Origin of the sequence: Saccharomonospora cyanea NA-134 (genome assembly GCF_000244975.1) — a bacterium.
GTDB lineage: Bacteria > Actinomycetota > Actinomycetes > Mycobacteriales > Pseudonocardiaceae > Saccharomonospora > Saccharomonospora cyanea.
This window is the reverse complement of sequence record NZ_CM001440.1, coordinates 5173340-5198265: the sequence shown is the minus strand read 5'-3', so window position 1 is coordinate 5198265 and position 24926 is coordinate 5173340. Positions and strand designations below refer to the sequence as shown.

Here is a 24926-nt window from a genome sequence, read left to right as displayed (position 1 = left end):
GTGACCTTCGACCTCGACCGGGCCACGACTGATTTCGCTCAACAGATCCAGGACCTGCTCGACTCCGTTCTTCCACCGCTTCGAGAAGCGGACCCTGAGGAACGAAGACTGAAGGTGATCCGGAAGCGGGAGTGGCGGGTCATCCGGCCGGGCAGTGCCGAGAAGGCCGGAAGCATCCGGCTCCTCAACGACGGCGTTCATGTCGCCGACCTGCACCTGTACTACTGGTGCGCTCCCGACCACGCGGATTCGCACCTCGCCGTCCGCAAGTCGAGCTTCGAGGTGCGCTCGCTCCAGGAGGGCACACCGTTGTTGCGGTTGGACTACCTCCACGACGCCCACAGCGTGCCCGCCGCGCACTGGAACGTCCATGCCGAGCGGGGTGCGGCCTCCGTGTTGCTGGCGCGATGCAACCCGAAGCACAAGGGGCTGCTGTCGCAAGTGCACATTCCCGTCGGCGGCACGCGGTACCGGCCGTGTCTGGAGGACTTCCTCGAAATGCTGTTGAGGGAGTTCGACTTCGACGCCTGCCCACACTGGGAGGACGCGGTGAGAGCGGGCAGGCGGCGCTGGCGGCTGCTGCAAACCCGTTCGGTGGTCCGTGACTCACCCGACACGGCTGCCGCGGTTCTCGAGAAACTGGGCTACACCGTGATCCCTCCCCCGGAAGGGGCGCGTGCGGCCAACGACGACGCGCTGTACGAGCGCTGACGCCCCGGTCGCTGTGGTGCTCACTCCCTCCAGTGGTACTGCCGTTCGGGGCGACCGGTGTTGCCGTACCGCAGCCGCACTTCGGCCTGGCCGGTTTCGACGAAGTGCTCCAGGTACCGCCTCGCGCTGGGCCGGGACAGCCTTGTGGCGTTCGCGCACTCCGTGGCCGAAAGGCCTTCCGGGTGCTCGGTCAGCGCGGACTTCACCAGCTCCGCCGTCTGCGTGGTGAGTCCCTTCGGCAGTGGCGCCGTGCCCGGCCGTCGCGCCCCGAACACGTCGTCCACCTCGTGCTGTGCGGCGGCGGGGCGCGTCGAGAGCCGAGCCAGTTTGCGGTGCAGGGAACCCACGTGGTCGAGCTGGTCGCGCAGTGCCGCGTACGAGAACGGTTTGATGAGGTAGTGCAGGGCACCGCCGCGTAGCGAGCCTCGGATGGTGTCCACGTCGCGCGCGGCCGTGATGACGATGACGTCGATGTCGACGGTCGCGGGGTCGGCGCGCAGTTCCCGCAGCACGGTGAGCCCGTCGATGTCGGGCAGGTAGATGTCGAGCAGCACGAGGTCCGGTTTCTCCTGGCGTGCCGTGCGCAGTGCCTCCGCTCCCGAGTGTGCCGCGCCGATCACGGTGAAGCCCGGGGTGCGGTTGACGTACCCGCTGTGCACCTTCGCCACCATGAAGTCGTCGTCGACCACCAGTACCCGGATCACGGTGACACCTTCTCCGCTGCCGAGGCGTACGGCAAGACGGCTGTGAACACCGCACCACCGTCGTTGCGCAGTTCGACCTGCCCGCCCCGGCGGCGACACGCCTGCCGGGTGAGCGCGAGCCCCAGGCCGCGTTGCCCTCCGTGTTCCGCGGCCTTCGTGGTGAAACCGTGCGCGAACACCTCGGTGGCGATCTCCGGTGCCACGCCGGGTCCGGAGTCGCGCACCACCACCTCGACGGCGTCGTCCCGCTCGCGGATGTCGACCTCGACCCAGGCGTGGGGTGCGCCACGTACGGCGTCGAGGGCGTTGTCGACGAGGTTGCCGACCACGGTCACGAGATCGGCCGACATGCGGTCGTCGGTCTCGGCGAGGCAGCTCTCGTCGGTGAGACGCAGGCCCGTGCCCTGTTCGGCCGCCAGGCTCGCCTTGGCGATGAGCAGGGCGGCGACGGCGGTGTCCCCGATCCGGGCGCTCACCTGGTCGTGCCATTCCTCGTGTTCCCTGCTCACGAGGTTCACGTAGTTGCGCACCTCGTCGTATTCGCCGAGCTCGATGAGTCCCGCGATGGTGTGCAGGCGGTTGGAGAACTCGTGCGCCTGCGCACGCAACGTGTCGGTGGTGCGCGAGCTGGCGGCCAGCTCCTCCCGCAGGGTCACGAGTTCGGTGCGGTCGCGCAGGGTCACCACCGCGCCGAGCCTGCGACCGTCGCGTGACACCGGCATGCGGTTGAGCACCAGCACCCGGCCCGCTCGCAGCACGATCTGGTCGACGCCGCCTGCCTGCCCGGTGAGCACGTCCCGCAACCTGCCACTGACGCCGAGGTCGTCGACGGCGGTGCCGACGCAGTCGCCGGGCAACGCGAGCAGTTCCCGCGCGTGGTCGTTGACGAGCGTGATGCGGTGTTGCTGGTCGAGCCCCACCACGCCTTCCTTGATGCCGTGCAGGAGTGCGTCCCGGTGTTCGACGAGACCGGTGATCTCCCGTGGTTCGAGGCCGAGGGTCTGTCGCTTCACCCGCCACGCGAGTAGCAGCGATCCCGTCACGCCCAGCACGAGGGCGATGCCGAGCAGGACGAGGGCGTCGGCGGGCCGGTTGGTGATGCCCTCGAAGAAGCCGGGTCTGGCCTTGCCCGCCGCGACGATGCCGAGCATGTCACCCCGCTTGCTCATCACGGGCACGTGTGCGACGAGGGAGTCGTCCACCTCGCCCACCCACGAACGCCCGTCGGCCACGGTGCTCTCGCCGAGCGGCAGCGGGTTCCGTAGCTGTGAGGGGTCGGGCGAGGTGAGTACTGTCCGGTCGGATCCCGCGATGATCACGAAGTCGGCGCCGGACAGGCTTCGGGCGCTCTCGGCGAAACTCGGCAGCGGGTCGCGGTTCACGGGGTCGGCGAGGCTCACGCGCACGCCCGGCGTCGCGGCCACGTTCTCCGCCACCGACAGCAGCGCCCGGCCCTCGTCCTCGGCGAAGTTGTGTTTCGACTGGATCACGGAGTACACGGCGACGCAGCCGAGCAACGCGAACACGAGCGACAGGTGCCATCCGAGGAGCTGCCTGGCCAGGGACCCCTTGTTACCCACCGGGCCACTATGACAGCGGGGACGGCGGGGCGCGGGTGACCACAAAGACCACAACGAGCGTTACGTCCGCAAGCGCGACTCGAAAGCGGCCGCTCGGGCACGATGACGCGCTGACGAAGGAACAGTCCGCTCAGTCTGCTCACAGTGAGGTGAGAATTGCGCCAACCGAAGACGTGGCTCGCGGTGCTCGGCGCGGCACTGCTCGTCCTGCTGGTGCCCCCGCTCGTCTCGTCAGGCGGTGACGACGCGGGCTCGCGCATCCGGGGCCTGCGGGTGATGGTGCCCAACACGCCCGGTGGCGGCTACGACATCACGGCCCGCACCGCGGTGAAGGTGCTGGAGGACAACGATCTCAACGGGCCGACCGAGGTGTTCAACCTGCCGGGCGCGGGCGGCACCGTCGCGCTGGGCCGGCTCGTCGCCGAACGCGGCAACGGCAAGCTCGCCATGTCGATGGGGCTCGGTGTCGTCGGCTCGGTCTACACGAACTCGTCTCCCTCCACGCTGCAGGACACGACGCCCATCGCGAAGCTGACCGAGGAAGCCGACATCATCGTGGTCGGCAAGGACTCGCCCTACTCCGACGTCCACGACCTGCTGGACGCGTGGAAGGCGAACCCCGGTGGGCTTCCCGTGGGCGGGGGTTCCTCGCCAGGCGGCCCCGACCACCTCGCGCCGATGTTGACGGCCAAGGCCATCGGCCTCGACCCGAAGAAGGTCAACTACGTGCCGTTCGACGGCGGCGGTGAACTGATGGCGTCGGTGCTCGGCGGCAAGATCGCGTTCGGTGTGTCCGGCATCGGTGAGACCCGCGACCAGATCGAGGCCGGGGAGCTGCGGGCGCTGGCGGTGACGAGTCCGGAGCGGGTGCCCGGTATCGACGCGCCCACTCTGCAGGAGGTGGGGGTGGACGTCAGCTTCACCAACTGGCGCGGGATCGTCGCGCCTCCGGGGCTGTCGGACGCGGACCGGCAGAAGCTGATCGATTTGTTCACCGCGATGCACGGCACCGAGCAGTGGCGCGAGGCGTTGCGGGTCAACGGCTGGAGCGACGCGTTCTCCACCGGCGACGAGTTCGCCCGGTTCCTCTCGGACGAGAACGACCGCGTCGCCTCGGTGCTGAAGGAGTTGGGGCTGGCATGAGCGCACCTGTGGTGAACACCGTCGAGGGTTCCGGCTCGGGCGAGCAGCCGTCCCGTGGCGGCTGGTGGCGCGGACGCGGTGAGTTGGGGCTGTGTGCCTTCCTGTTCGCGCTCGGCGTCCTGGTCATCACGGACGCCCTGAACCTGTCCACCGACTTCGCGCAGCGCGGACCGCTCGGACCGAAGGCCGTGCCCGTGGTCGTGGGCACGTTGCTGCTGCTCGTCTCCGGGTTGCTGGCCCGCGACGTGCTCCGCGGGGGCCGGGGTGAGGCCGAGGGAGGCGAGGACGTCGACCTGTCGACGCCCACGGACGGCAGGACGGTCCTGCTGCTGTCCGCCGCGTTCCTCGTCAACGCCGCGTTGATCGACTTCGTGGGATTCCCGTTGTCGTCGGCGCTGATGTTCTGGGGAGCCGCGTACGCGCTGGGCAGCCGGAACACGGTGCGTGATCCGCTCATCGCCGCGGTGCTGTCGGTGGTGACGTGGGTCGTGTTCAACGAGCTGCTGGGTGTGTCCCTGCCCGGCGGTCCACTGATGGAGGTGCTGTAGCCGATGGACTTCGCGGCATCGCTTTCGAACCTGCTCGACGGCTTCGGCACCGCCCTCACGCCGACGAACCTGCTGTTCGCCGCCATCGGCGTGGTGCTCGGCACGGCCATCGGCGTGCTGCCGGGCATCGGGCCCGCGATGGCGGTGGCCCTGCTGCTGCCCGTCACCTACGGTCTCGACCCCACGGCGGCGTTCATCATGTTCGCCGGCATCTACTACGGCGGCATGTTCGGCGGGTCGACCACGTCGATCCTGCTCAACACCCCTGGTGAGAGCGCCTCGGTGGTGACCGCCATCGAGGGGTATCCGCTCGCGAAACGCGGCCGGGCTCCACAGGCGCTCGCCGCCGCGGCCATCGGCAACTTCGTCGGCGGCCTGATCGGCACGATCGCGTTGGTGTTGCTGGCGCCCCTCGTGGCGTCGTTGGCGGTGGACATCGGGGCCCCGGACTACTTCGCGGTGATGGTGCTGGCCTTCGTCGCCGTGACCTCGGTGCTCGGCCGTTCCCGGGTGCGGGGATTCGCCTCGCTGCTCCTCGGCCTGACGATCGGGCTCATCGGTCTCGACCAGATGACCGGACAGGCGCGCCTGACGTTCGGTTCCCTGCACCTGTCCGACGGCGTCGACGTGGTGATCGTGGCGGTGGGCCTGTTCGCCGTGGGCGAGGCCCTGTGGGTGGCCGCGCACCTGCGGCAGAAGCCGGAGCAGCCGCTGACGGCGGGTACGCCGTGGCTCGGCCGGGAGGACGTGCGGCGGACCTGGAAGCCGTGGCTGCGCGGCCCGGTGATCGGGTTTCCGTTCGGGGCGATCCCGGCCGGTGGCGCGGAGATCCCGACCTTCCTGTCGTACGTCACCGAGCGGCGCCTTTCGAAGCGCAAGGACGAGTTCGGCAAGGGAGCCATCGAGGGCGTGGCGGGTCCCGAGTCCACCGCGAGTGCGTCGGCGGCGGGCACGCTGACCACCATGCTCACGCTCGGGTTGCCGACCACGGCCGTCACCGCCGTGATGCTGGCCGCGTTCCAGCAGTACGGCATCCAGCCCGGCCCGCTGCTGTTCGACCACGAGGGCGGGCTCGTGTGGGCATTGATCGCCAGCCTCTTCGTGGGACTCGTGCTGCTGCTCGTGATCAACCTGCCGATGGCGCCGTTGTGGGCGAAACTCCTGCGTATTCCCCGGCCCTACCTGTACGCGGGGATCCTGTTCTTCGCCTCCGTCGGCGCGTACTCGGTGGGCGGCCAGGTGATGGACCTGCTGCTGCTGTTCGCCATCGGGGTGATCGGCTTCGTGATGCGGCGGTTCGGGCTGCCCGTGCTGCCCGCGATCATCGGGGTGATCCTCGGCCCGGCTGCCGAGTTGCAGATGCGGCGGGCTTTGCAGATCAGCAACGGCGACCTCGTCGGACTCGTCAACTCGCCGATGGCGGTGACGGTCTACGTGATCGTGGCCCTGATCCTGGCCTGGCCGGTGTTGCGGCGCCTGCTGCCCCGTGCGCAGGACCGGGAGAAGGCCCCGACCGCCTGAGGGTGGCTCAGCCCTCGACGCGGTCGCGGCACTCTTCGAGGATGCGTTGCAGGTGAACACCCCTGTGCACGTCACAGGGGTGTTCCCGGACGCCGGAGTCGATCATCGCCGCGAAGTCGTCCAGCAGCGCGGTGAACGACGCCGCCTCGCCTTCGGGTTCTCTGCCGAGCAGGCGCAGGCCGTGTTGTCCGTAGACGGCGAACTCGATGGCCGTGGGCATGATCGGCAGTCGGGACGCCAGGCTCACCGTGCTGGTCGCGCCGCCCTCGTGTTCCAGCATGACGTGCCACGACTCTCCAGGACCACGACGGGCCGCGACCACCGCCGTGATCTTCCCGAGCGCCGCGTCGATGAGGTCGAACGCGTGCGGTCCGATGTCACCGAGCGCGCCTATCTCGTGCCGCCACGCGGCTCTGCCGTACTTCTCCCCGAGCAGGGCGCCCGAGAGCCACCGGGCGCTTCCGCCGGTCCAGCCTCCGGTGTCGGCGAGGCCTGCCAGCCAGTCACGGGTACGCATCGCGTAGCGCAGTGTCAACACGAGCAGCGCCACCACGCCGGACTCGGACACGGCACGGGCCACACGCTCGGCCTGTGCCAGATCGGCGGCGAGCGGCTTCTCCAGGATCAGGTGCTTGCCCGCTTCCGCCGCGGTGACGGCGAGCTCCGCCTGCACGGCGGGCGGAACGGCGAAGGCGACGGCGTCGACGGCGCCGAGCAGGTCGGTGAACGTGTCACAGGCGGTCGCCCCGTACTCCTCGGCCAACTCGGCGGCGGCCTCGGACCTGCGCGTCCACACGGCGCTCAACGTGGTGGCGGGGTGATCGGCGAGGCCGGGCGCGTGTACCCGGCGCGCCCATGATCCGGCGCCGACGAGGCCGACTCTCACTGGCGAGTCCACTGGCTCCACGGTGTCCACAGCCGCAGCTTAGGTCACCGGATCAGCGGTACGACTGGCCCGGCGCTCGCCGACACCTGGTGTCGGCGAGCGCCTGCCACTGGCGTTCGATGCACAGCACACGCGGACGCGAGGGTGGATTCGACATGCCTTCCGCATCCACCCTCGCGTCCGCGTCGGATCAGCGGCGGTAGTCGTCGTACCCGTCGTCGTACGGGTCCTCGTACCGGTCCTCGTCCTCGCGGCTGTCGTCGTTGGACGACTTGCCCGACAGCTCACGCTGCAGTGCATCGAAGTCCGTGGTGGGAACGCTGTACTTGAGCTCCCGGGCCACCTTTGTCTGCTTGGCCTTAGCTCGGCCGCGCCCCATGGCTCGACCCCCTTGCACAGGGGCGGGGCGGCCGGGGGAAATCGGCGGCCCCGCGTCGTCTCGACTACTTTCCTGAACACACCGTACCGTGCCCGATGGTGCTTATGCGACGTGGCACGGTGTGCGAACGCTGACAGTATCCCCCGCGACGCCGTCAACAGACCAGCCGGTGCCCGGCGAGTGGGTAACTCGTGTCACGATTCACGGGTGCTTCGACCGTTCGCGGCCTACCTGAGGGTGTACGAACCGTTGTCGTCCTTCGGCGACCCGCCGGACGACGCGCTGCTCGCAGCGGTGGAACGGTCCGAGATGACGCCGAACGAGGCGATAGCACGCGAGCAGTGGCTATGGCTGAAATCACAGGTCTCACCCGTCCACACACTGCCCGCCGAAACGCGTGACGGGCGGGCTGGGCCGAGTCTGCTCACCGATGTGCTCGTGATCGAACCCGGCGAGGTGCCGATCAGTGACGACTCCGTCGAGCTCGCCACCGAGCCGCTCGTGTGCCCGTTGGAGATCAGGGCGCGGTCGGCCGCCGCGCTGTCGAGCTTCCTCGACGACGCGCCCCCGGCGTTGCAGGCCGAAGTGCTCGAAGCGAAGGGACTCACCCCCGAGTCGGTGAGGAGCCGGTCGCACACCGCACTGCGTGACCTGTACGGGTCGACCATGCACGTACTGTCGACCAACTGGACCGTGCCGCTGCCCTGGTTCACCATCGTCGACCCCGACGAGCGGCGGATCGTGCTGGGCACCGGCCCGTCGGACCCCATCCGCGAGGTGTCGTGGCGGGTGGCCATGGCCGACGCGCTGGAGCGCATCACGGAGGCGGAGGTGCTGGTGCGCGACGCGCTCGGCGACACTGGCCCCACCCGCATCCTCGCCGAGACCAACCGGTGGTTGTCGAGTTTCCACCCCCACTCGGCCGTGGAGCTCGACTACGGCGGTCTCGTCCAGTTGATCGAGGACCCCGTGCTCGCCACCGACACGAGCGCCGACGAGGTGCACGCCATCCTCGACGCCCTCCGCCGGGAGGCCGTCGAGGAGATCGCCGAGCCGTTCGAGAACCTGCGCGACTACTGGGGCGACCTGGCCTCCCGGGAGCGGTTCAACTAGGTGAGCTGGCGCGCCAGCTCGGCCTCGAACTCGGCGGTCACGCGCAGTTCACCGACCTCCCGGCCGGCACCCTGGACGAGCCCGGCGCCGCGGCCGAGGCCGTCGACCACCGCTCGGGCGGCGGGGTTGCCGGGTACTGCGCCGAGTGCCCGCAACGCGGCCACGAGCATCGGACCCCGCGCCCGTGACGCACCGTCGTCCGTCTTCAGGGCCACGGTGGTGCCGTCCGGCAGCGTCATGGCGTGCACGCCCTCCGCGCCCGCCTTGCACAGCAGACCCGGCACCGCCAGCATCAGCAGCGTGTCCTCCCGGCCGGTGCCCGCGACGAGCCACGGGTTCGCGCGCATGACCTCGCCGACCCGGGTGCGGGAGGCCGCGGAGAACGCCCTCGCGAGCCCGGTGAGTGAGAACGCGAACAGGGGAGCGCCGCAACCGTCGACGCCCACGGCGGCGATCTTCTCGCCCGTCAGCTCGACCACCGTGTCGGCGATCGTGCGCTGCAACGGGTGGTCGGGGTCGGTGTAGTCGGCTGTCGACCAACCCCGCTGTACGCAGGTCGTGAGCATCCCGGCGTGCTTGCCCGAGCAGTTCATGGCGGCCCGGCGGGGGTCGGGTGGGCAGTGCAGGTCGTCCTCGCCCAGCCCAGCGGCGGCCAGTATCGCCAGGGCGCGGTCGACGTGGCCGGGCTCTCCCGTGTGTGACGCGCAGACGAGCGCGAGATCGGTGTCGTCGATCTCCAGCCCGGCGTTCAGCATCCCGAGTGCCTGGAACGGCTTGTTCGACGACCGGGGAAACACCGGCGTGTCAACGTCACCGAGGGTGGCGCGGACCGTGCCGTCCGGCGCCATGACGACCATGGCGCCCCGGTGCACGCTCTCCACGAAACCCGACCGCACCACCTCGACCAGCACGGGATTGCCTGTCGCGAAGCTCATGTGGATCCGTTCTCAGTCCTCTTCGCCGCTCGGCGGGCCCTGGCGGCGTTCGCTCTCCAACAGTTCGTCGACCGACGCCGCCCCTTGCGCGTAACGGCGTGCGATCTCCGCGTTGAACGAATCTACGACGGCCTGGACCTCGCGTCGGCGCTTGGAGACGGATCTCTCCTGTTCCCGGTAACTCTCCAGGGTCTCGGCGAGCTTGTCGTCCGACAGCGAGGTGACGTCGGAGAGGTCGGCGTCGCCCACGAGCGCCTCCGCGCGGCGCCGGTACTCGCCCGCCCTCGACGGCTCCAGCTTCTGGTAACGGCCCAGTCCCGTGGCCGGGCCCAGCGCGTTGTCGGCGAGGATCGCGGTGAGCTGGTCCACCACCCGCGTCTGCCCGCCGGACGCGCGGCGCTGCTGTTCCGCCTTCACGATGTCGATCCGAGCGTGGAGCAGTCGTCGCAGGTAGGACAGGTCGGTCTCCTCCTGCGCCGCCTCGTTGCGACGTTCGCGCAACGTCGGCATCGGGAGGCGGTCGAGGTCGCGGGCGTAGTCGGCGGCCAGCACTCGGTCGATCCGACGGCGCCCGCCGGGCCGGACTTCGATCACGGAGTCATCCTGCTCTACGACGTTGGAATCCACCAGTGGAACGCGAGCACATGTCAGCCGCGCAGACGCTGCGCGGCGTCCCGGCCCGGGGCGGCGTGCTCCCGGGGCACCGAGTCGGGATCCACCGAGGCCTGCACCGCCCGGTCCTTCTCGCCCGCCACGAGTTCGGCGTCCATCGGCGTGGAGCGTTTGAGCAGTGCCAGCGCGATGGGGCCGAGTTCGTGGTGCTGGGCCACGCTGCCGACCCGCCCCACGGTGCGCTCGCCCAGCAGCACCGGATCGCCCGTCTCCGGGTAGATCTCCTGCGATCCGTCGAGGTGCAACAGCACCATGTTGCGCGGTGGCCTGCCCACGTTGTGCACCTTGGCGACCGTCTCCTGGCCCCGGTAGCAGCCCTTCGCCACGTGGGCGGCCGAGCCGATCCAGTTCACTTCGTGCGGGATCGTGCGCTCGTCGGTGTCGACGCCCAACTTCGGGCGCAGGGACTCCACTCGCAGCGCGTCGAACGTCCACGACCCCGCCGGGCGGGCTCCGGCGTCGGTCAGCCTGTTCCACCAGTCGCCGAGTTCCGACCTGGGGACGAGCAGATCCACACTCGACGGCCCCGGCCACGGCATCCGCCGCGCCACGACGTCGGAGAACCAGCCGGCCGCGTAAGGGCGCCTTTCGAGTTCGATGCCGAAGCGCGCGAGCAGCTCGGGCACCTCGGGCCCGAGCAGAGTCAGCAGTGCCCAGTCGTCACTCGCGTCGGCGATGTCGACCTTCGACCAGAACTTCATGGCCTCGAAGTAGGCGAGCAGCGTTTGCTTCTCGCCGCCCTTCGGCAGCGCCGTGGTGGCCGTGGCACCGGGGTCGGTGTCGAGGAAGACGGTGCCGTCGACGTGGGCCAGCACCAGGTGCGCGTCGATGCGGCCCTGGCTGTCGAGCACGAGCGCCTCGGTGCCCTCCCCGTCGGGCAGCCCGGTGACGTGCTGCGAGATGACCAGGTGCAGCCAGGAGAGCCGTTCCTCGCCGGTCACGGTGATGACCTGCCGGTGAGAGCGGTCGACGACGGCCACGCCACGACTGGCGGTGCGCTGCTCGGCGAACGGGTCACCCCAGTGCCACGGCACACCGGCCTCGGGATGGTCTTCGGGGGGTGCGACGGCGCCGGGACGCCTCAGCAGCGGAGACTCATACGCCATGCCCCGATCGTAGGCTGGACCGCCCACGGCCGGTGAGTACGGTGGTCCCATGCGCGTACTGGCCTTTCTCGACGGCACCCTCGGAGACCCCGCCCAACCGTACGTCCGGGTGGACAACACCGGTGTGCTGCGAGGAGACGGAATCTTCGAGACGGTCCTCGTCGTGGACGGCAGGCCCAGGGAACTCGGCCCGCACCTCGACCGGCTCGCGCGGTCGGCCGCCATGCTCGACCTCCCCGAGCCCGATCTGGCCGCGTGGGAGGGCGCCGTACAGCAGGTGATCGACAACTGGCAGGGATCGTCGGAGATCGCCGTCAAACTCGTCTACACGCGTGGCTCGGAGGGGGACCCGGACGCCGAGCCCTTCTGCTACGCGCTGGGCATGGAGATCGACGAGAAGGTCAAGAGGGCCAGGAGCGAGGGCATCGCGGTGGCGCTGCTGGAGCGCGGGTTCGGGCCGGAGATCGCCGAACGTGCCCCGTGGCTGCTCCTCGGCGCCAAGACGCTGTCGTACGCGGTGAACCTCGCCGCGTTGCGTGAGGCGGCGCGACGCGGGGCCGACGACGTCGTCTTCACGGCGACCGACGGCTCGGTGCTGGAGGGCCCGACGTCGACCGTGGTCATGGTGGCCGACCGCACTCTCTACACACCGCCGCCCACGGTCGGCATCCTGCCCGGCACCACGCAGCGCGCCGTGTTCCGGGCCGCCGAGGCCGCGGGCTGGACGGTGAAGGTGGAGAACATCCCGGCCTCGGAGCTGCTGTCGGCCGACGGGCTGTTCCTCGCGTCGTCGGTGCGGAAGGTGACGAGGGTGCACACGGTCGACGGCACGCGCCTGGCCGATTCGACGGAACTGCACCGGGAGTTGTGCGACGCCTACGAGGCGCAGTACGCGTGAGCGGGCCGGGTCAGCCGACCACGCGCTGAAGCAGCGCGGAGGAGTGGGGGGTCATCGGCTGACCCACCATCGCGCGTTCCTCGACCCAGCCGAGGTCGCCGTTGTTGACGAGGCCGTAGAGGCGCTTGGCCGCGGTGACCTCCTTGGCGCTGGCGGAACGCACCACGGCGTCGGTGCCGAGCTCCCACGCCGTCTGGCCCCTGGGCTTGCCGTAGTAGAGCTCGACGATGCCCGTGGAGTGGGCGAGCAGCAGTTCGATGGTGTCGTCCGGCTGAGGCCGCCACCAGCCCGTCTCCCGCGCCGCGAGACGCAGCACGCCACCGTCGTCGTCGAGCAGCCAGGTCCGCGACTCGTGGTGGAGGAACGGCCTCCCGTCGTGGGCGATGGTGAGCTGCTGGGCGAAGCGGTACGTGCGGTCCAGCGTGGGGTAGCTGATCTCGCCCTCGCCGCGCCAGACCCCGACGAGTGGGAGGAGCGCGAGGCAGGCGTCGTTGAGTTCGGCGCCTTCGCGCAGGTTCGCGGTGTCACCGGGGATGGGCAGGTCGTCGAACTGCGGCACGTTGCGGTGAGCCGTCTTCTCGGCTCGCTCCGCGGCAGCCCGGATAGCGTCGTCGCCGCTCGTCATGACGTCGTGGCTCGCTGTCTCGGTGTCGGTGTCGGTGTCGAACTCGCGTGGATCAGTTGTCGGAGTACAGGCGGTACACCACGTAGGCGCTGAACCACACGGACGCGACGACGACCAACACCATCAGTGCCGTAAAGATGAACTCCACGGGCGAAGGATAACCCGCTGACCCCCTCCGGCACCTGTCCGACCCCTGAGAGGCCTGACACAGCACGAGGCCGCCCCCCGGTGTGCGGGTGGGCGGCCTCGCGGTGAACGATTCCTCAGGCGACCGTCACGGCCACCTGGTGCACTCCGGGTCCTTCGGCTCGGACGCTGGCCTCGCCGTTGCCCGAGGAGTGCAGGGCACGCACCGTCCACGTGCCCGGTGCGGCGTAGAACCGGAAGTCACCCTCCGGCGACGCCTGCACCTCGCCCGTGAACTCGCCCGTCGAGTCGAGCAGTCGCACGTACGCGCCGCCGACCGGACCGCCCGCGCCGGTGACCTTGCCCGCCACCACGATCTGCCCGTGGGTGTCCTCGTCGGCGGCCAGCGCCGTCTGCGCCGGCGCTCCGCAGCCGTCCGTCATCGCTGTTCTCCCGTCTCCACCGGCACGCCGACCAGCGAGCCGTACTCCGTCCACGAACCGTCGTAGTTCTTCACGTCCTTCAGCCCGATCAGCTCGTGCAACGCGAACCACGTGTGGCTGGAGCGCTCGCCGATGCGGCAGTACGCGATGGTGGGCTTGGAGGTGTCCAGCCCCGCGTCCTTGTAGAGCCGCTCCAGCTCCTCGGCGGACTTGAAGGTGCCGTCCTCGTTGGCCGCCTTCGACCACGGCACGTTGATCGCGCTGGGGATGTGGCCGCCCCGCTGGGCGGTCTCCTGCGGCAGGTGGGCCGGAGCGAGCAGCTTGCCCGAGAACTCGTCGGGCGAGCGGACGTCCACGAGGTTCTTCGTGTTGATGGCCTCGACGACCTCGTCACGGAACGCGCGCAGCGAGTGGTCCTGTTCCTTGGCCGTGTAGTTCGTGCGCTCCCGGTTCACCTCGTCGGTGCTCAGGGTGCGGCCGTCGAGCTCCCACTTCTTGCGCCCACCGTCGAGCAGCTTCACCCTCTCGTGGCCGTACAGCTTGAAGTACCAGTACGCGTACGCCGCGAACCAGTTGTTGTTGCCGCCGTAGAGGATCACCAGGTCGTCGCCTGCGATGCCCTTGGCGGACATGAGCTTCTCGAAGCCCTCGCGGTCGACGAAGTCGCGCCGTACGGGGTCCTGGAGTTCGGTCCGCCAGTCGATCCTGACGGCGCCCGGGATGTGTCCGCCGTCGTAGGCGGTGGTGTCCTCGTCGACCTCGGCGAACACGACGCCCTGCGTGTTCAGGTTCTCCTCGGCCCACTCGGTGGTGACCAGCACGTCTTCACGGCTCATGGCGGCACTCACTTTCTTTCATCGACGAAACGGGAAAGACCAGGTTGGCTCTCGGTGCCTCACGCACGCTTGTCTCGTGGTGTGACCCGCCGGAGCAGCGGATACACCTCACAGCCGAGGCAGAAGTCGAATGCCGCGTTGAGGAACGCGGCCAACAGGGCGAACGCCGTGGCGATCTGCGCCATCACGAGAGTGTCGGTCGCGTAGCCGACGACTCCGACGAGGGTGAACCCGAACCCGACGGCCTGGGCGAACCGCAGCGGCGCGGCGTCCTCGCGCTCACTCGTGGGTCGCAGCCTGGGAGCGACCAGCGTGCGGTACAGCACCGAGTACGGGGCCATCCGGAGTCCACCGAAGGCACCGAGGGCGAACACCACGGTCTGGACCGCGAGCAGGGGCCACCATCCGCTGATCAGAACGATCGCGAGGACGACCGTGGTGACCGTAGCCGCGAACCGGGGGCCGCGTGGGTCCACGGATGCCTCTGCGGACATGTCACCTCCTAGTGCGTCGACTGCCGGTCCCTCGCGAGGCTGTTCGACGGACACAGACTGCTCCGCACGCGGCACAGGTCGACGGCGCGCCGTTGCGTCAGGAGGTAGAGGGGCAGCCTGGTCACACGCCCAGCGTACTCAGTCGACACCCCTCCGGAAACGGTGTTCATTCTGTGAGACGCACGTGGGGGGCCAGAGCCTCCCGCAGTGTGGCGATCTTCGGCACCCCGCTGATCCGTAGCAACTCGGTGCCCTCGTCGTCGAAGGCGATCGTGGTGGGGGTGCGCAGGACTCGCAGGGCCTCGGCGAGGCCGGGCCGGTCGGTGATGTCGAGATCCACGTGCGCGATCCCGTCCGTGCTCTCGGCGACCCTCGACAGCACCGCGCGCGCGTGCCGGCAGGGCGCGCAGAACGTGGTCGACAACTGCACGAGCGTCACCGCGCCCGGGGTGAGCACGTCGACGACCGGGGCGGGTGGCGGGGCCGGATCGGACGGTGACACGGCTGACATGCCTGACATGCCTGACATGGTGGGGCGGCGGATCCTCCCGTTGCGCAGGGACAGCACCGTGCCCGTGAGCACACCCAGGACGAGTGTGCCCACGAGCACCAGAACACCGGTCATCGGAGCTCGTCAGCCGCCGAACGCACCGGTGACGCGGGCGAACGAGACGTTCTTCGCCTCGCCGTGCAGGGTCAGCGACCCGGAGTCGACCCTGATGGCGGTGGGCGTCACGGTGAACGGCATGTCACCCGCGTTGATGTCGGCCTCGAAGTTCGGCAACAGCGCCTGCTGCACCTCGTCCGGCACGACGGTGGTCTCCTGGTCGTTGCCGAACTGGAGGCGGTGCGGCGTGATGCGGATCGTGGTGCCGTCGAGCTCGATCATCGCGAAGGCGAAGATCTCGATGCGCTCGCCCGCGATGTCGGCCTTGCCGGACAGCCGCACCCCCGCGGTCGAGTCGTCGCTGTCCTGCTCGACCTGCGCCTCCCGCTCCTCGCCGACGCCCTCGCCGTGAAGCACGTACGCCTTCGACGACGGCTCGATGCGCAGGTCCTCGATGTTCGTCAGCGGCGGCACGCGGGCGATGTCGCTGGCCTTGAGGGTGATCTCGCCCGCCACCCTGCCGATCTCGATGTTGTCGACGTTGCCCGAGGTGAGATCGGAGATCGGGGCGGTGACGTCGTGGAGGTTCGCGCGCACGGAGACGTCCTGCAACTGCTGCACCCGCACACCGTTGGCGCTGATGCTGATGTGATCGTATTCGCCGGACAAAGCCTGCGTGGCGAACGGGAATCCGTGGATCTCGACCGCAGGGTCCTGGCTCAGACCGAGTTGTTCGCGAGCCTTTTGTGACACGGTGTGCTCGGCGAAGGTGGCCGCCGCGAAGTCGGCGCCCACCAGCAGTCCCACGAGCACGACCAGCACGATCACGATGCGCTTCACTCGACGTCGGCTCCTCGTCCCCTCCGACTGCGCCGTCTCCGTTACCGCGGTGTTCACAATCACATCCGTTCTGTTAAAAGCATGTTTCACCGAACCCAAATTGGTGTGACGCCGGTTCCAGAACCACTGTGGTCGCAGGACCCGACACTATTCTTGATTGAACCGGGACATCGTTTCGGCGTCCGCGGAAAGCCTGGTGTGCGAGGTGGTGGCCATGAGCCTGGACCTGTTGGTGTTGACCCCGGAACAGCGAGCCACCTCCGTTCTTCCCGCGCTCGAACTGTTGCCGCATACGGTACGGGTGCGCGCACCCGAGATCACCGCCCTCCTGGACGCGGGGCACCTCGACGTCATCGTCGTCGACGCCCGCAGTGACCTGGCGTCCGCCAAGAGCCTGTGCCGCCTGCTGAAGGGTCCCGGCGAGGAGAACTCCACGCCGGTGATCACGGTGGTGGGCGAGGGCGGGCTCGTGGCCGTGAGTTCCGAATGGCGCACCGATGACATTGTGCTCCCCACCGCGGGGCCCGCCGAGCTGGACGCCCGGTTGAGGCTGGTCACCACCCGGGGAGCTGCCGCGGCCACGGCGGGCACCGAGCTGCGGGTGGGCGACCTGGTGATCGACGAGGCCACCTACACGGCTCGGTTGCGCAGGCGCACGCTCGAGTTGACCTACAAGGAGTTCGAGCTGCTGAAGTACCTCGCGCAGCACGCGGGGCGGGTGTTCACCAGGGCGCAGCTGCTCCAGGAGGTGTGGGGCTACGACTTCTTCGGCGGTACGCGCACGGTCGACGTCCATGTCCGCCGCCTGCGGGCCAAGCTCGGCCCCGAGCACGAGCAGATGATCGGCACGGTGCGCAACGTGGGGTACAAGTTCGAGCGTCCGGCCAAGGCCGGGAAGACTTCCGGGTTCGCCGAGGATCTGACCCAGGAGCTGACCCCGCGCTGAAGCCGCGGGACCGCCGAAGCCATCCCGCCTCTGGGTGGCATGGTTCTCTTTTGCCGAGTCAGCTCGGCGGCGTGGACGAGGCGTACCGCTGCGGGGCCTGGGTTCCGCACGGCGGCGTTCGCCGTGCGGCTGAGGCGGCGAACGCACCTGCGGTTCGTGCCGTCCCGCTGAGCGCGTCCCCGGGGCTAGGGTTGGTTCATGCGCGACTTCGTGTGGGCCGACGAACTGACGGACGAGCGGACCGAGGACGTGCGGGCGCTGCTGCTGGCGGCTCGCGAGACGGACGGCAGGCCGGACGTCGAACCCGGTGGACCGCTTCCCGGGGAGTTCTCGGGCCCCCGGCACCTGTTGTGCTCCGTCGGTGAAGGTCCCGCCACCGTGCTCGTGGCCTACGCCCACCTCGACCCGCGCGGTGACGCGTTCGGGCGGCAGGTCGCCGAACTCGTCGTGCACCCCGCGCACCGACGACGCGGCCACGGGACGGCGACCCTGGACGAGGTGCTGCGGGCCGCCACCGGACCGCTGCGGGTGTGGTCGCACGGCGACCACCCCGCCGCCGCCCGCCTCGCCGAGCGGTTCGGGCTCTCGCGTGCCAGGGAGCTGCTGGTCATGGGAGTGTCGTCGGCCGAACAGGAGTGGCCGGAACCAGCCCTGCCCGACGGTGTCCGGCTGCGGACGTTCGAACCGGGCCGTGACGAGCAGGCCGTGATCGACGTCAACGCGCGGGCGTTCGACTGGCACCCGGAGCAGAGCGCGTTCGATGTGAAGGCCCTGCGGGAAGCGCAGCGCGAGAACTGGTTCGACGCGGAAGGGTTCTTCCTCGCCGAGAACACCGACGGGCGGGTGGTCGGCTTCCACTGGACGAAGGTGCACCCGCCGAACCCGAACCGCTTCGGCGGGCAGCCCGTCGGGGAGGTGTACGTCGTCGGGGTCGATCCCGACGCGCAGGGCGGCGGGCTCGGCAAGGCACTGACCCTCGCCGGGCTGCGGCACCTGCGGAGGCGTGGTCTGGAGCAGGTCATCCTCTACGTCGAGGGGGACAACGCGCCCGCCGTCGCCGTCTACCGCAAGCTGGGTTTCGAGGTGGTCGAGACCGACGTCCAGTACGCACGAGGGGCGTGAGCGGGACTTCTCGTCCTGCCACGCCCCTCGCGGTCGAAGAAGCCGGTTTCAGCCGAAGCGGCCGGAGATGTAGTCCTCGGTGGCCTTGTTCCGCGGCGTCGAGAAGATCTTGGTGGTCTCGTCGATCTCCACGAGTTCGCCGGGCTGACCGACGCCCTTGAGGTTGAAGAACCCGGTCGCGTCACTCACGCGGGCCGCCTGCTGCATGTTGTGCGTGACGATCACGATCGTGTAGTTGGACTTCAACTCCAGCATCAGGTCCTCGATGGCCTGCGTGGAGATCGGGTCGAGCGCCGAGCACGGTTCGTCCATCAGCAGGACGTCCGGCTGCACCGCGATGGCCCTGGCGATGCAGAGCCGCTGCTGCTGACCACCGGAGAGGCCCGAACCAGGCTTGTTCAACCGGTCCTTGACCTCGTTCCACAGGTTGGCCGACCGCAGCGACTGCTCGACGACGTCGTCCATGTCGGCGCGCTTCATCTTCCGGTTGTTCAGCTTGAGCCCCGCGGCCACGTTGTCGTAGATCGACATCGTGGGGAACGGGTTGGGCCGCTGGAAGACCATGCCGATCTGCGTGCGCACCCGCACGGGGTCCACGTTCGGCGCGTAGAGGTCCTGGTCGTCCATGAAGACCTGACCCTCCACCCGCGCGCTCGGCACCAGCTCGTGCATGCGGTTGAGCGTGCGGAGGAACGTGGACTTGCCGCAGCCGGAAGGACCGATCAGCGCGGTGACCGACCGTGGCTGGATCGTCATCGACACGCCCTGCACGGCGAGGAACTTGTCGTAGTAGATGTCGAGATCCTTGACCTCGATGCGCTTTGCCACAGTGCTTCCTATCCAGGTGTTTGCTTCAGCCGCGGGTCTTCGGGGCGAACAGTCGGGAGATGAGCCGAGCGACGAGGTTGAGCGCCATCACGATGATGATGAGCAGCAGCGCCGCTGCCCAGGCCCGGTCGAGTGCGGGTTGGGGCGGGGTGCCCGGAGCAACGTACTGGTAGTACGAGAAGACCGGTAGCGTGGCCATTCGGCCGTCGAACGGGTCGAAGTTGTCGCTCGTGGTGATGCCCACCGTCACCAGCAACGGAGCCGTCTCACCGATGACTCGGGCGATCGCGAGCGTGACGCCGGTCGCGATCCCGGCCAGAGCGGTCGGCAGCACCACCTTCAGGATAGTGCGCCACTTGGGCACACCGAGCGCGTACGACGCCTCGCGCAGCTCGTTCGGCACGAGCTTGAGCATCTCCTCCGTCGAGCGCACGACCACGGGAATCATCAACACGCTCAACGCGATGGCGCCCATGATGCCCATGCGAACGCCCGGACCGAAGATCAGGGCGAAGAGTGCGTACGCGAACAGACCGGCGACGATCGACGGGATACCGGTCATGACGTCGACGAAGAACGTGATCGCCTTGGCGAGCTTGCCCCGCCCGTACTCCACGAGGTAGATGGCCGTCAGCATGCCGACGGGCACCGAGATCACCGTGGCGAGCGCCGTGATGATCAGCGTGCCCATGATGGCGTGGTACACGCCACCGCCCTCGCCGAGGACTCCACGCATCGAGTACGTGAAGAACTCCACGTCGAAGCGGGCCATACCCTTCGACACCACAGTGATCACGACGGAGATCAGTGGCAGCAGGGCGAGGAGGAAGGCGCCCGTGACGACGGCCGTGACCAACCGGTCCTTGGCCTTGCGGGCACCCTCCACGGCGCGCGCCCAGGCGTAGACGGCGACGGTGTAGCCGAAGGCGGCGACGATGGCCGCGCCCGCGACGTTCCACTCGGCGAACTGCCACAGGCCCAAACCGGCGAGCAAGGCGAGTCCCAGCACGAGCCACGGACCGAACTTCGGGAGCTGGCCGTGGGTGAGCGGGACGCCGGAGAGCGGGGTGTGCAGGTCGGTGTGGTCCATGTCGGGAGAGGTCGTCGGACTGGACATCAGTTGGCTCCCGAGAATTCCTTGCGCCGTTCGATCACCGCGCGGGCGGCCATGTTCACGACCAGCGTGAGCGCGAAGAGCACCAGCCCGGACGCGATCAGTGTGTTGACGGAGATGCCGGTGGACTCGGGGAACTGCAACGCGATGTTGGCCGCGATGGTCCCTGGGTTGCCGGTGCCGATGAGGTTGAAGGTGACGCCACCGGACACCGACAGCACGATGGCCACGGCCATGGTCTCGCCGAGCGCGCGGCCGAGGCCCAGCATCGACGCGCCGATGATGCTCGACCTCCCGAACGGCAGTACCGCCATCCGGATCATCTCCCAGCGGGTGGCGCCCAGCGCGAGCGACGCCTCCTCGTGCAGCCGAGGTGTCTGCCGGAACGCCTCGCGTACGACGGCCGTGATGATGGGCAGGATCATCACCGCGAGCACGATGACGGCCACGAGCATGGTGCGGCCCGTGGCAGACGGCGGCCCCTCGAAGAGCGGGATGAACCCGAGGTTCTCCGCGAGCCAGCCAGTGGGCTCCACGGTGAGCGGCGCGAGCTGGTTGAAACCCCACAGACCGTAGACGATGCTCGGCACGGCCGCGAGCAGGTCGATCACGTACCCCAGGACCTGCGCGACACGGCGCGGGGCGTAGTAGGTGACGAACAACGCGATGGCCACCGCGAGTGGCGCCGCGATGAGGAGGGCGAACACCGCCGAGAGCAGGGTGCCGAACAGCAGCGGCCAGATGTAGACGACGAGTCCCTCGCCGTCGGGGATGTCCTCCGCCGGTGCGACGAGCGCGGGCCAGGCCTCGACGAGGAGGAACGCCGCGACACCCGCGAGTACGACAAGGATCAGGACGCCCGCGCCTGTGGAGGCGCCAGCGAAGATGCGGTCACCTGGCCGCTGCGGCACTTTTCGCGTGCGCGGCCTTTCCGCTGTGCTGGGCAATTGCCATCCCTTCTGGTGCTCGTCGCGGTGCCCGAGTCATGACGTGCCACGACACCTGGACACGGCATCCGGGTGGTCACCTGGTCAGGTGACCACCCGGACAGGTTGCTGTTGTGCGTGTCAGCTGCCGGAGCCGATCGCGTCGACGGCGGGCTGGATCTCCTTGCGCAGAGCGTCGGAGATGGGGGCGGAACCGGCGTTGTCCGCCGAGGCCTGCTGCCCCTCGGAGCTGATCATGTGGTTGAAGTACGCCTTCACGATTTCGGCCTTCGCGGGGTCATCGTAGTTGGTGCAGGCCAGAGCGTACGAAACCAGGACGATGGGGTACGTGCCCTCCTCGGTGGTGTCGCGCGCCAGCTCGTAGGCGAAGCTGTAGTCACCGCGACCCTCGACGCGCTCCGAGACCTCGAGCACCTTGGCGGCGGCCTGCGGCGAGTAGGCGACGAACTCGTCGCCGACGCCGACCTTCACCGTGCCGAGGTCGCCGGCCATGCTGGCGTCGGCGTAACCGATGGTGCCGTTGCCGTTGCTGACGGCCTGGACCACGCCCGAGGTGCCCTGGGCGGCCTCGCCACCCTCCACCGGCCAGTCGCCGCTGACCTCGTGCGGCCACTCGTCACCCGCGGCGGCCTTGAGGTACTCGACGAAGTTCTCCGTGGTACCCGACTCGTCCGAGCGGTTGACCGGCGTGATGGCGAGGTCGGGGAGGTCGACGTTCGGGTTGTCGGCCGCGATCTCCGGGTCGTTCCACTTGGTGATCTTCTGGTTGAAGATCTTCGCGATGGTCTCGGGCTTGAGGTTCAGCTCCTCGACGCCCTCCAGGTTGAAGATCACCGCGACCGGCGACACGTACGTCGGGATCTCCACGACGTCGCCGCAACGCTCCTTGGCCGCCGCCAGTTCCTCGTCGTCCAGGTAGGCGTCGCTGCCACCGAAGTCCGAACCGCCGTTGATGAACTGCTCACGACCGCCACCGGAGCCGATGGGGTCGTAGTTCACCGTCACGCCGGAGTTGTTGTCGAGGAAGCTGGCCTGCCACGCCTTCTGCGCGGCTTCCTGCGAGCTGGCGCCTGCGCCCGAGATCGTGCCGGACAGTCCCGAGTCGTCGCCGCCTTGTCCACCGCCCTGCTCGTTGGCCGAACCGCAGGCCGCGATGCCGAGGGTGAGAGCGGCAGCCGCCGGAAGGGCGACGACGCGGCCCAGGGGGTAACGCTTCACAGTAGACCTCTTCCGAAAGGTGGAGGCCGGTCGCTGCCGACCTCGGGGGATGCTCACGATGCTGGACGCTATGGGCGCCACGTGACGCGGCAGGACAGCGTTGGTGAACAAAAGCTGAACGAAGTCGGACATCCGTCGAACGTCACGGCGACATCACAAGGACGTGACGCAGCGTTAGCATCGAAGGGGCCGTCAGCGGTACGCAACATGGACACCCGGTGTGGGGCAAGCAGCTTTTCGGGTGTTTCACGGCTCGATGGTCGAGTAGCCCGGCATACGCCCTGTGGCCACGAACACCATTCGGCGAGCCACCGACACGGCGTGGTCGGCGTACCGCTCGTAGAACCTGCCGAGCAGGGTCACGTCCACGGCCGTGGCGACGCCGTGCTCCCAGTTCTTGTCCATGATGACGCTGAACAGGTGGCGGTGGATGTCGTCGACCTGGTCGTCGTCCGATTCGAGGCTGCGGGCGGCCTCGATGTCGCGAGTCTTGATGATCTGCTCGACCCGGCGGGCCAGCCGGACGGCGATCTTGCCCATGTCCGCGAAGTACGGCTGCACGTTCTCGGGCAGCACCGGCTCGGGGTGACGGCGGCGGGCGGCCTTGGCGACGTGCAGGGCGAGGTCGCCCATTCGCTCCAGGCTCTCGGCCGCGTGGATGGCGGCGAGCACGATCCGCAGGTCGGTGGCCACCGGCGCCTGCAGGGCGAGCAGGGCGTAGGCCTGCTCCTCGCAGTCGGCACGGGCGTCGTCGACAAGTGTGTCGTCGCTGATGACCCGTTCGGCGAGTTCGAGGTCCGACTCCAGCATGGCCTTGGTGGCCCGCTCCATGGCGTCCGACACCGAGGCGGACATCTCGGCCAGCTTGGTGGCCAGGTTTTCCAGTTCGACGTGGTAAGCCTCGCGCATGAGGATCACTCTACGTCCGGGTTAGCACCCCTGCCGTACAGCGCAGTGAATCCTGCGTGAACCGGAGCTGTACGCCCGTCATGCGGGAGCGGCCTGCTGGGTGGTGGCGGAATCGGTTCCCTGGTCGACCTTCTCGTCCGGGGCTCCGGCCGGTTCCTCACCGGGCAGCGGGGTGTTCTCGATCAGCGACTCGAACAGCTCGTCGACGTCGGCCTCCAGCAACACCTCGTTGCCGCGCTCGTTGGCCTCGCCGACGGTCGGGACGGTGAGGAAGGTGACCCTGCCCGCGTCCATGCCCCTCATCGACTGCGCGAGCGTGATCATCTGGTCGACGCCGATGTTCTCGCCGAACGTGGACTGCGCGAACGCCTGCACGAAGCCGGTCAGCTTACCCATGTCGAGCAGCACGTCCGTGGACATGACCTTGCGCAACAGGGACGACAGGAACTGCTGCTGGCGCTGCATCCTGCCGTAGTCGGAGAACGTCGGGTCGCCGTAGACCTTGCGGGCCCGCACGTAGCTCAGCGCCTGGTCGCCCTTGAGCACCACGTCCCCTGTCTCCGCGACGATCAACCCGAGTTCGGCGTCGCGCATGGGCTCGGTGAAGTGCACGGTCACCCCGCCGACGGCGTCCACCATGCCTTTGAAGCCCTGGAAGTCGATGCCGACGAAGTGATTGATCTTCATGCCGGAGATCTGCTGGATGACCTTCGTCACGCAGCGGGGGCCACCGAGGTTGAACGCCGAGTTCAGCTTCACCGCGTCGGCCGCGGGGACGACCTCGCCGTACTCGCCCGTGGCCGAGTTCCATCGCTGGCACTCCGGTCGCGTGATCTCCAGGTCACGCGGAAAGGACACCACGACGGCGCGTTTCCGGTCCTTGGGGATGTGCGCGAGCATCACGGTGTCGGACCGCGCACCGCCGACCGTCTCGGCCGAACCGACGTTCTCCTCGGCGCTCGCGCCCTCCCTGGTGTCGGATCCGACGATGAGGAAGTTCTCGTCGCCGAGCTGCGCGGACGCCCGCCGGATGTCCGCCGAGTTCTCGTCCAGTGCCGCGATCTCGTTGAACTGTCCCTCGAACCAGGTCTTGGCGCCCCAGCCGACACCGGTGCCGAGGAACACGAGCGTGGCGATCACGACGGCGCTCGCGCGTGAGGCGAGAACCCGGCGCCTTCCGGGCTTGCCCCGCGTGGCGGGTGCGTCGGGTTCGGGCTCGGTGTCTTCGGTGCCCGCTTCGGCTTCGGTGGGGCCGACCGGTTCAGGCTCACCGTCGTCGTCGGGGTCGGGGTGGGTGCTGCGCGGGCCGCCTCGCCGAGGTGACTTCGAACCCACCGGCACCACGCGCTGCAACGCGGTCATCGTGTGCTCGAAGAGGCGCTGCCGCTTCTGCCGCTTCTTGCGTTCCTCCGCTTCGAGCTCGTCGTGCGCGGCGGAGAACCGCGCCAGCGACTCGTCGATCTTGCGGCGGTACTTGGTCGCGTCGTCGACCGGCTCCAACTGGTCGGTCATGGTGAGCCGCTCCTCGAGCGACCGCTCCGGCCGCTCGGGCACGGGACGGCGACGGGGCCTCGGCGGTGCGGGCGGTGCGGGCGGCACGGCCTGAGCCGGTTCCTCCACCACGGGCGGGGCTTCAGGCAGGGCGACGGGCGGGGCGACGGGGTCGGGGTCGGCG

At 69.0% G+C, this 24926-nt stretch carries 28 protein-coding genes; 8 read left to right on the top strand and 20 right to left on the bottom strand.

What is annotated here, in order from left to right; all coding sequences use genetic code 11:
- The first annotated feature begins 114 nt into the window (after positions 1-114).
- Complete coding sequence (locus tag SACCYDRAFT_RS24290) at positions 115-711, top strand: hypothetical protein (RefSeq protein WP_232283740.1); 597 nt, start codon at positions 115-117, stop codon at positions 709-711.
- Between the two features lie 20 nt (positions 712-731).
- Here the strand turns inward: SACCYDRAFT_RS24290 and SACCYDRAFT_RS24285 are convergent, their stop codons facing one another.
- Both SACCYDRAFT_RS24285 and SACCYDRAFT_RS24280 read right to left on the bottom strand, forming a co-directional pair.
- Entirely contained in the window at positions 732-1415 is a 684-nt protein-coding gene (locus SACCYDRAFT_RS24285; RefSeq protein ID WP_005460320.1) for a response regulator, read from the bottom strand.
- Positions 1412-2995, bottom strand: coding sequence for a sensor histidine kinase (locus SACCYDRAFT_RS24280; protein ID WP_005460319.1), 1584 nt, complete (start codon positions 2993-2995; stop codon positions 1412-1414). Before SACCYDRAFT_RS24280 ends, SACCYDRAFT_RS24285 begins: the two co-directional genes overlap by 4 nt.
- 156 nt (positions 2996-3151) lie before the next feature.
- On the opposite strand from SACCYDRAFT_RS24280, the gene SACCYDRAFT_RS24275 reads away from it, so the two are divergent.
- Genes SACCYDRAFT_RS24275 through SACCYDRAFT_RS24265 form a run of 3 tightly spaced genes read left to right on the top strand, consistent with a single transcriptional unit; the run spans position 3152 to position 6207 of the window.
- Positions 3152-4138: a Bug family tripartite tricarboxylate transporter substrate binding protein gene (locus SACCYDRAFT_RS24275; protein WP_005460318.1), complete on the top strand. Its 987-nt coding sequence runs from the start codon at positions 3152-3154 to the stop codon at positions 4136-4138.
- Complete coding sequence (locus SACCYDRAFT_RS24270) at positions 4135-4686, top strand: tripartite tricarboxylate transporter TctB family protein (protein ID WP_005460317.1); 552 nt, start codon at positions 4135-4137, stop codon at positions 4684-4686. Before SACCYDRAFT_RS24275 ends, SACCYDRAFT_RS24270 begins: the two co-directional genes overlap by 4 nt.
- Before the next feature lie 3 nt (positions 4687-4689).
- Positions 4690-6207, top strand: coding sequence for a tripartite tricarboxylate transporter permease (locus tag SACCYDRAFT_RS24265; RefSeq protein WP_005460316.1), 1518 nt, complete (start codon positions 4690-4692; stop codon positions 6205-6207).
- 7 nt (positions 6208-6214) lie between these two features.
- Here the strand turns inward: SACCYDRAFT_RS24265 and SACCYDRAFT_RS24260 are convergent, their stop codons facing one another.
- Together SACCYDRAFT_RS24260 and SACCYDRAFT_RS24255 are read right to left on the bottom strand one after the other, a co-directional pair.
- Entirely contained in the window at positions 6215-7105 is an 891-nt protein-coding gene (locus SACCYDRAFT_RS24260) for a Gfo/Idh/MocA family protein (protein ID WP_043536883.1), read from the bottom strand.
- A 178-nt stretch (positions 7106-7283) separates the two neighbouring features.
- Entirely contained in the window at positions 7284-7472 is a 189-nt protein-coding gene (locus SACCYDRAFT_RS24255) for a DUF3073 domain-containing protein (protein WP_005460313.1), read from the bottom strand.
- Positions 7473-7679: 207 nt separating this feature from the next.
- Here SACCYDRAFT_RS24255 and SACCYDRAFT_RS24250 point away from each other — a divergent pair, with 207 nt between their 5' ends.
- Complete coding sequence (locus SACCYDRAFT_RS24250) at positions 7680-8585, top strand: hypothetical protein (protein WP_005460311.1); 906 nt, start codon at positions 7680-7682, stop codon at positions 8583-8585.
- Here SACCYDRAFT_RS24250 and SACCYDRAFT_RS24245 read toward each other — a convergent pair.
- The 3 genes from SACCYDRAFT_RS24245 to ygfZ are packed head-to-tail and all read right to left on the bottom strand — an operon-like array spanning position 8582 to position 11298.
- On the bottom strand, positions 8582-9520 hold the full coding sequence (locus SACCYDRAFT_RS24245) for an asparaginase (RefSeq protein WP_005460309.1): 939 nt from the start codon (positions 9518-9520) through the stop codon (positions 8582-8584). The genes SACCYDRAFT_RS24250 and SACCYDRAFT_RS24245 overlap by 4 nt on opposite strands.
- A gap of 12 nt (positions 9521-9532) precedes the next feature.
- A complete protein-coding gene (locus SACCYDRAFT_RS24240) occupies positions 9533-10114 on the bottom strand; it encodes an RsiG family protein (RefSeq protein ID WP_005460308.1) in 582 nt (193 codons plus the stop codon).
- Positions 10115-10167: 53 nt separating this feature from the next.
- Positions 10168-11298, bottom strand: coding sequence for a CAF17-like 4Fe-4S cluster assembly/insertion protein YgfZ (ygfZ, locus tag SACCYDRAFT_RS24235; RefSeq protein ID WP_005460306.1), 1131 nt, complete (start codon positions 11296-11298; stop codon positions 10168-10170).
- A 49-nt stretch (positions 11299-11347) separates the two neighbouring features.
- On the opposite strand from ygfZ, the gene SACCYDRAFT_RS24230 reads away from it, so the two are divergent.
- Positions 11348-12196, top strand: coding sequence for an aminodeoxychorismate lyase (locus SACCYDRAFT_RS24230; protein ID WP_005460305.1), 849 nt, complete (start codon positions 11348-11350; stop codon positions 12194-12196).
- 10 nt (positions 12197-12206) lie between these two features.
- Here SACCYDRAFT_RS24230 and SACCYDRAFT_RS24225 read toward each other — a convergent pair whose 3' ends face one another.
- The 7 genes from SACCYDRAFT_RS24225 to SACCYDRAFT_RS24200 form a co-directional block, all read right to left on the bottom strand.
- Positions 12207-12821, bottom strand: coding sequence for an FABP family protein (locus SACCYDRAFT_RS24225; RefSeq protein WP_005460304.1), 615 nt, complete (start codon positions 12819-12821; stop codon positions 12207-12209).
- A 263-nt stretch (positions 12822-13084) separates the two neighbouring features.
- Positions 13085-13390, bottom strand: coding sequence for a DUF1416 domain-containing protein (locus SACCYDRAFT_RS24220; protein ID WP_005460302.1), 306 nt, complete (start codon positions 13388-13390; stop codon positions 13085-13087).
- Complete coding sequence (locus tag SACCYDRAFT_RS24215) at positions 13387-14226, bottom strand: sulfurtransferase (RefSeq protein WP_005460301.1); 840 nt, start codon at positions 14224-14226, stop codon at positions 13387-13389. The genes SACCYDRAFT_RS24220 and SACCYDRAFT_RS24215 overlap by 4 nt, the downstream gene beginning before the upstream one ends.
- Positions 14227-14285: 59 nt before the next feature.
- The gene (locus SACCYDRAFT_RS24210) at positions 14286-14720 is read right to left on the bottom strand and encodes a DUF4395 domain-containing protein (protein ID WP_005460299.1); all 435 of its coding nucleotides are present in this window, start codon (positions 14718-14720) and stop codon (positions 14286-14288) included.
- Between the two features lie 8 nt (positions 14721-14728).
- Positions 14729-14845, bottom strand: coding sequence for a putative leader peptide (locus SACCYDRAFT_RS27285; protein ID WP_332306961.1), 117 nt, complete (start codon positions 14843-14845; stop codon positions 14729-14731).
- A 41-nt stretch (positions 14846-14886) separates the two neighbouring features.
- On the bottom strand, positions 14887-15345 hold the full coding sequence (locus SACCYDRAFT_RS24205; RefSeq protein WP_005460296.1) for a TlpA family protein disulfide reductase: 459 nt from the start codon (positions 15343-15345) through the stop codon (positions 14887-14889).
- A gap of 9 nt (positions 15346-15354) precedes the next feature.
- Positions 15355-16167, bottom strand: coding sequence for an LmeA family phospholipid-binding protein (locus tag SACCYDRAFT_RS24200; RefSeq protein WP_005460294.1), 813 nt, complete (start codon positions 16165-16167; stop codon positions 15355-15357).
- Positions 16168-16381: 214 nt separating this feature from the next.
- Here SACCYDRAFT_RS24200 and SACCYDRAFT_RS24195 point away from each other — a divergent pair, with 214 nt between their 5' ends.
- Positions 16382-17113 (top strand): winged helix-turn-helix transcriptional regulator, encoded by a 732-nt coding sequence (locus tag SACCYDRAFT_RS24195; RefSeq protein ID WP_005460292.1) that lies wholly within the window; start codon positions 16382-16384, stop codon positions 17111-17113.
- Positions 17114-17311: 198 nt separating this feature from the next.
- Positions 17312-18235, top strand: a complete 924-nt coding sequence (gene mshD / locus SACCYDRAFT_RS24190) for a mycothiol synthase (protein WP_005460290.1) — start codon at positions 17312-17314, stop codon at positions 18233-18235.
- 48 nt (positions 18236-18283) lie between these two features.
- Here the strand turns inward: mshD and pstB are convergent, their stop codons facing one another.
- The 6 genes from pstB to SACCYDRAFT_RS24160 all read right to left on the bottom strand — a co-directional run.
- Entirely contained in the window at positions 18284-19063 is a 780-nt protein-coding gene (gene pstB, locus SACCYDRAFT_RS24185) for a phosphate ABC transporter ATP-binding protein PstB (RefSeq protein WP_005460288.1), read from the bottom strand.
- 25 nt (positions 19064-19088) lie between these two features.
- Complete coding sequence (gene pstA / locus SACCYDRAFT_RS24180) at positions 19089-20180, bottom strand: phosphate ABC transporter permease PstA (RefSeq protein WP_005460287.1); 1092 nt, start codon at positions 20178-20180, stop codon at positions 19089-19091.
- Positions 20180-21124 (bottom strand): phosphate ABC transporter permease subunit PstC, encoded by a 945-nt coding sequence (pstC, locus tag SACCYDRAFT_RS24175; protein ID WP_005460285.1) that lies wholly within the window; start codon positions 21122-21124, stop codon positions 20180-20182. The genes pstA and pstC overlap by 1 nt, the downstream gene beginning before the upstream one ends.
- A 120-nt stretch (positions 21125-21244) precedes the next feature.
- Positions 21245-22342 carry a phosphate ABC transporter substrate-binding protein PstS gene (gene pstS, locus SACCYDRAFT_RS24170; RefSeq protein WP_005460284.1) on the bottom strand — a complete coding sequence of 366 codons (1098 nt, stop codon included), beginning with the start codon at positions 22340-22342 and terminating at the stop codon, positions 21245-21247.
- Positions 22343-22588: 246 nt separating this feature from the next.
- The gene (gene phoU, locus SACCYDRAFT_RS24165; RefSeq protein ID WP_005460281.1) at positions 22589-23251 is read right to left on the bottom strand and encodes a phosphate signaling complex protein PhoU; all 663 of its coding nucleotides are present in this window, start codon (positions 23249-23251) and stop codon (positions 22589-22591) included.
- A 78-nt stretch (positions 23252-23329) separates the two neighbouring features.
- On the bottom strand, positions 23330-24926 hold a 1597-nt coding region (locus tag SACCYDRAFT_RS24160; protein WP_005460279.1), incomplete at its 5' end, for an LCP family protein.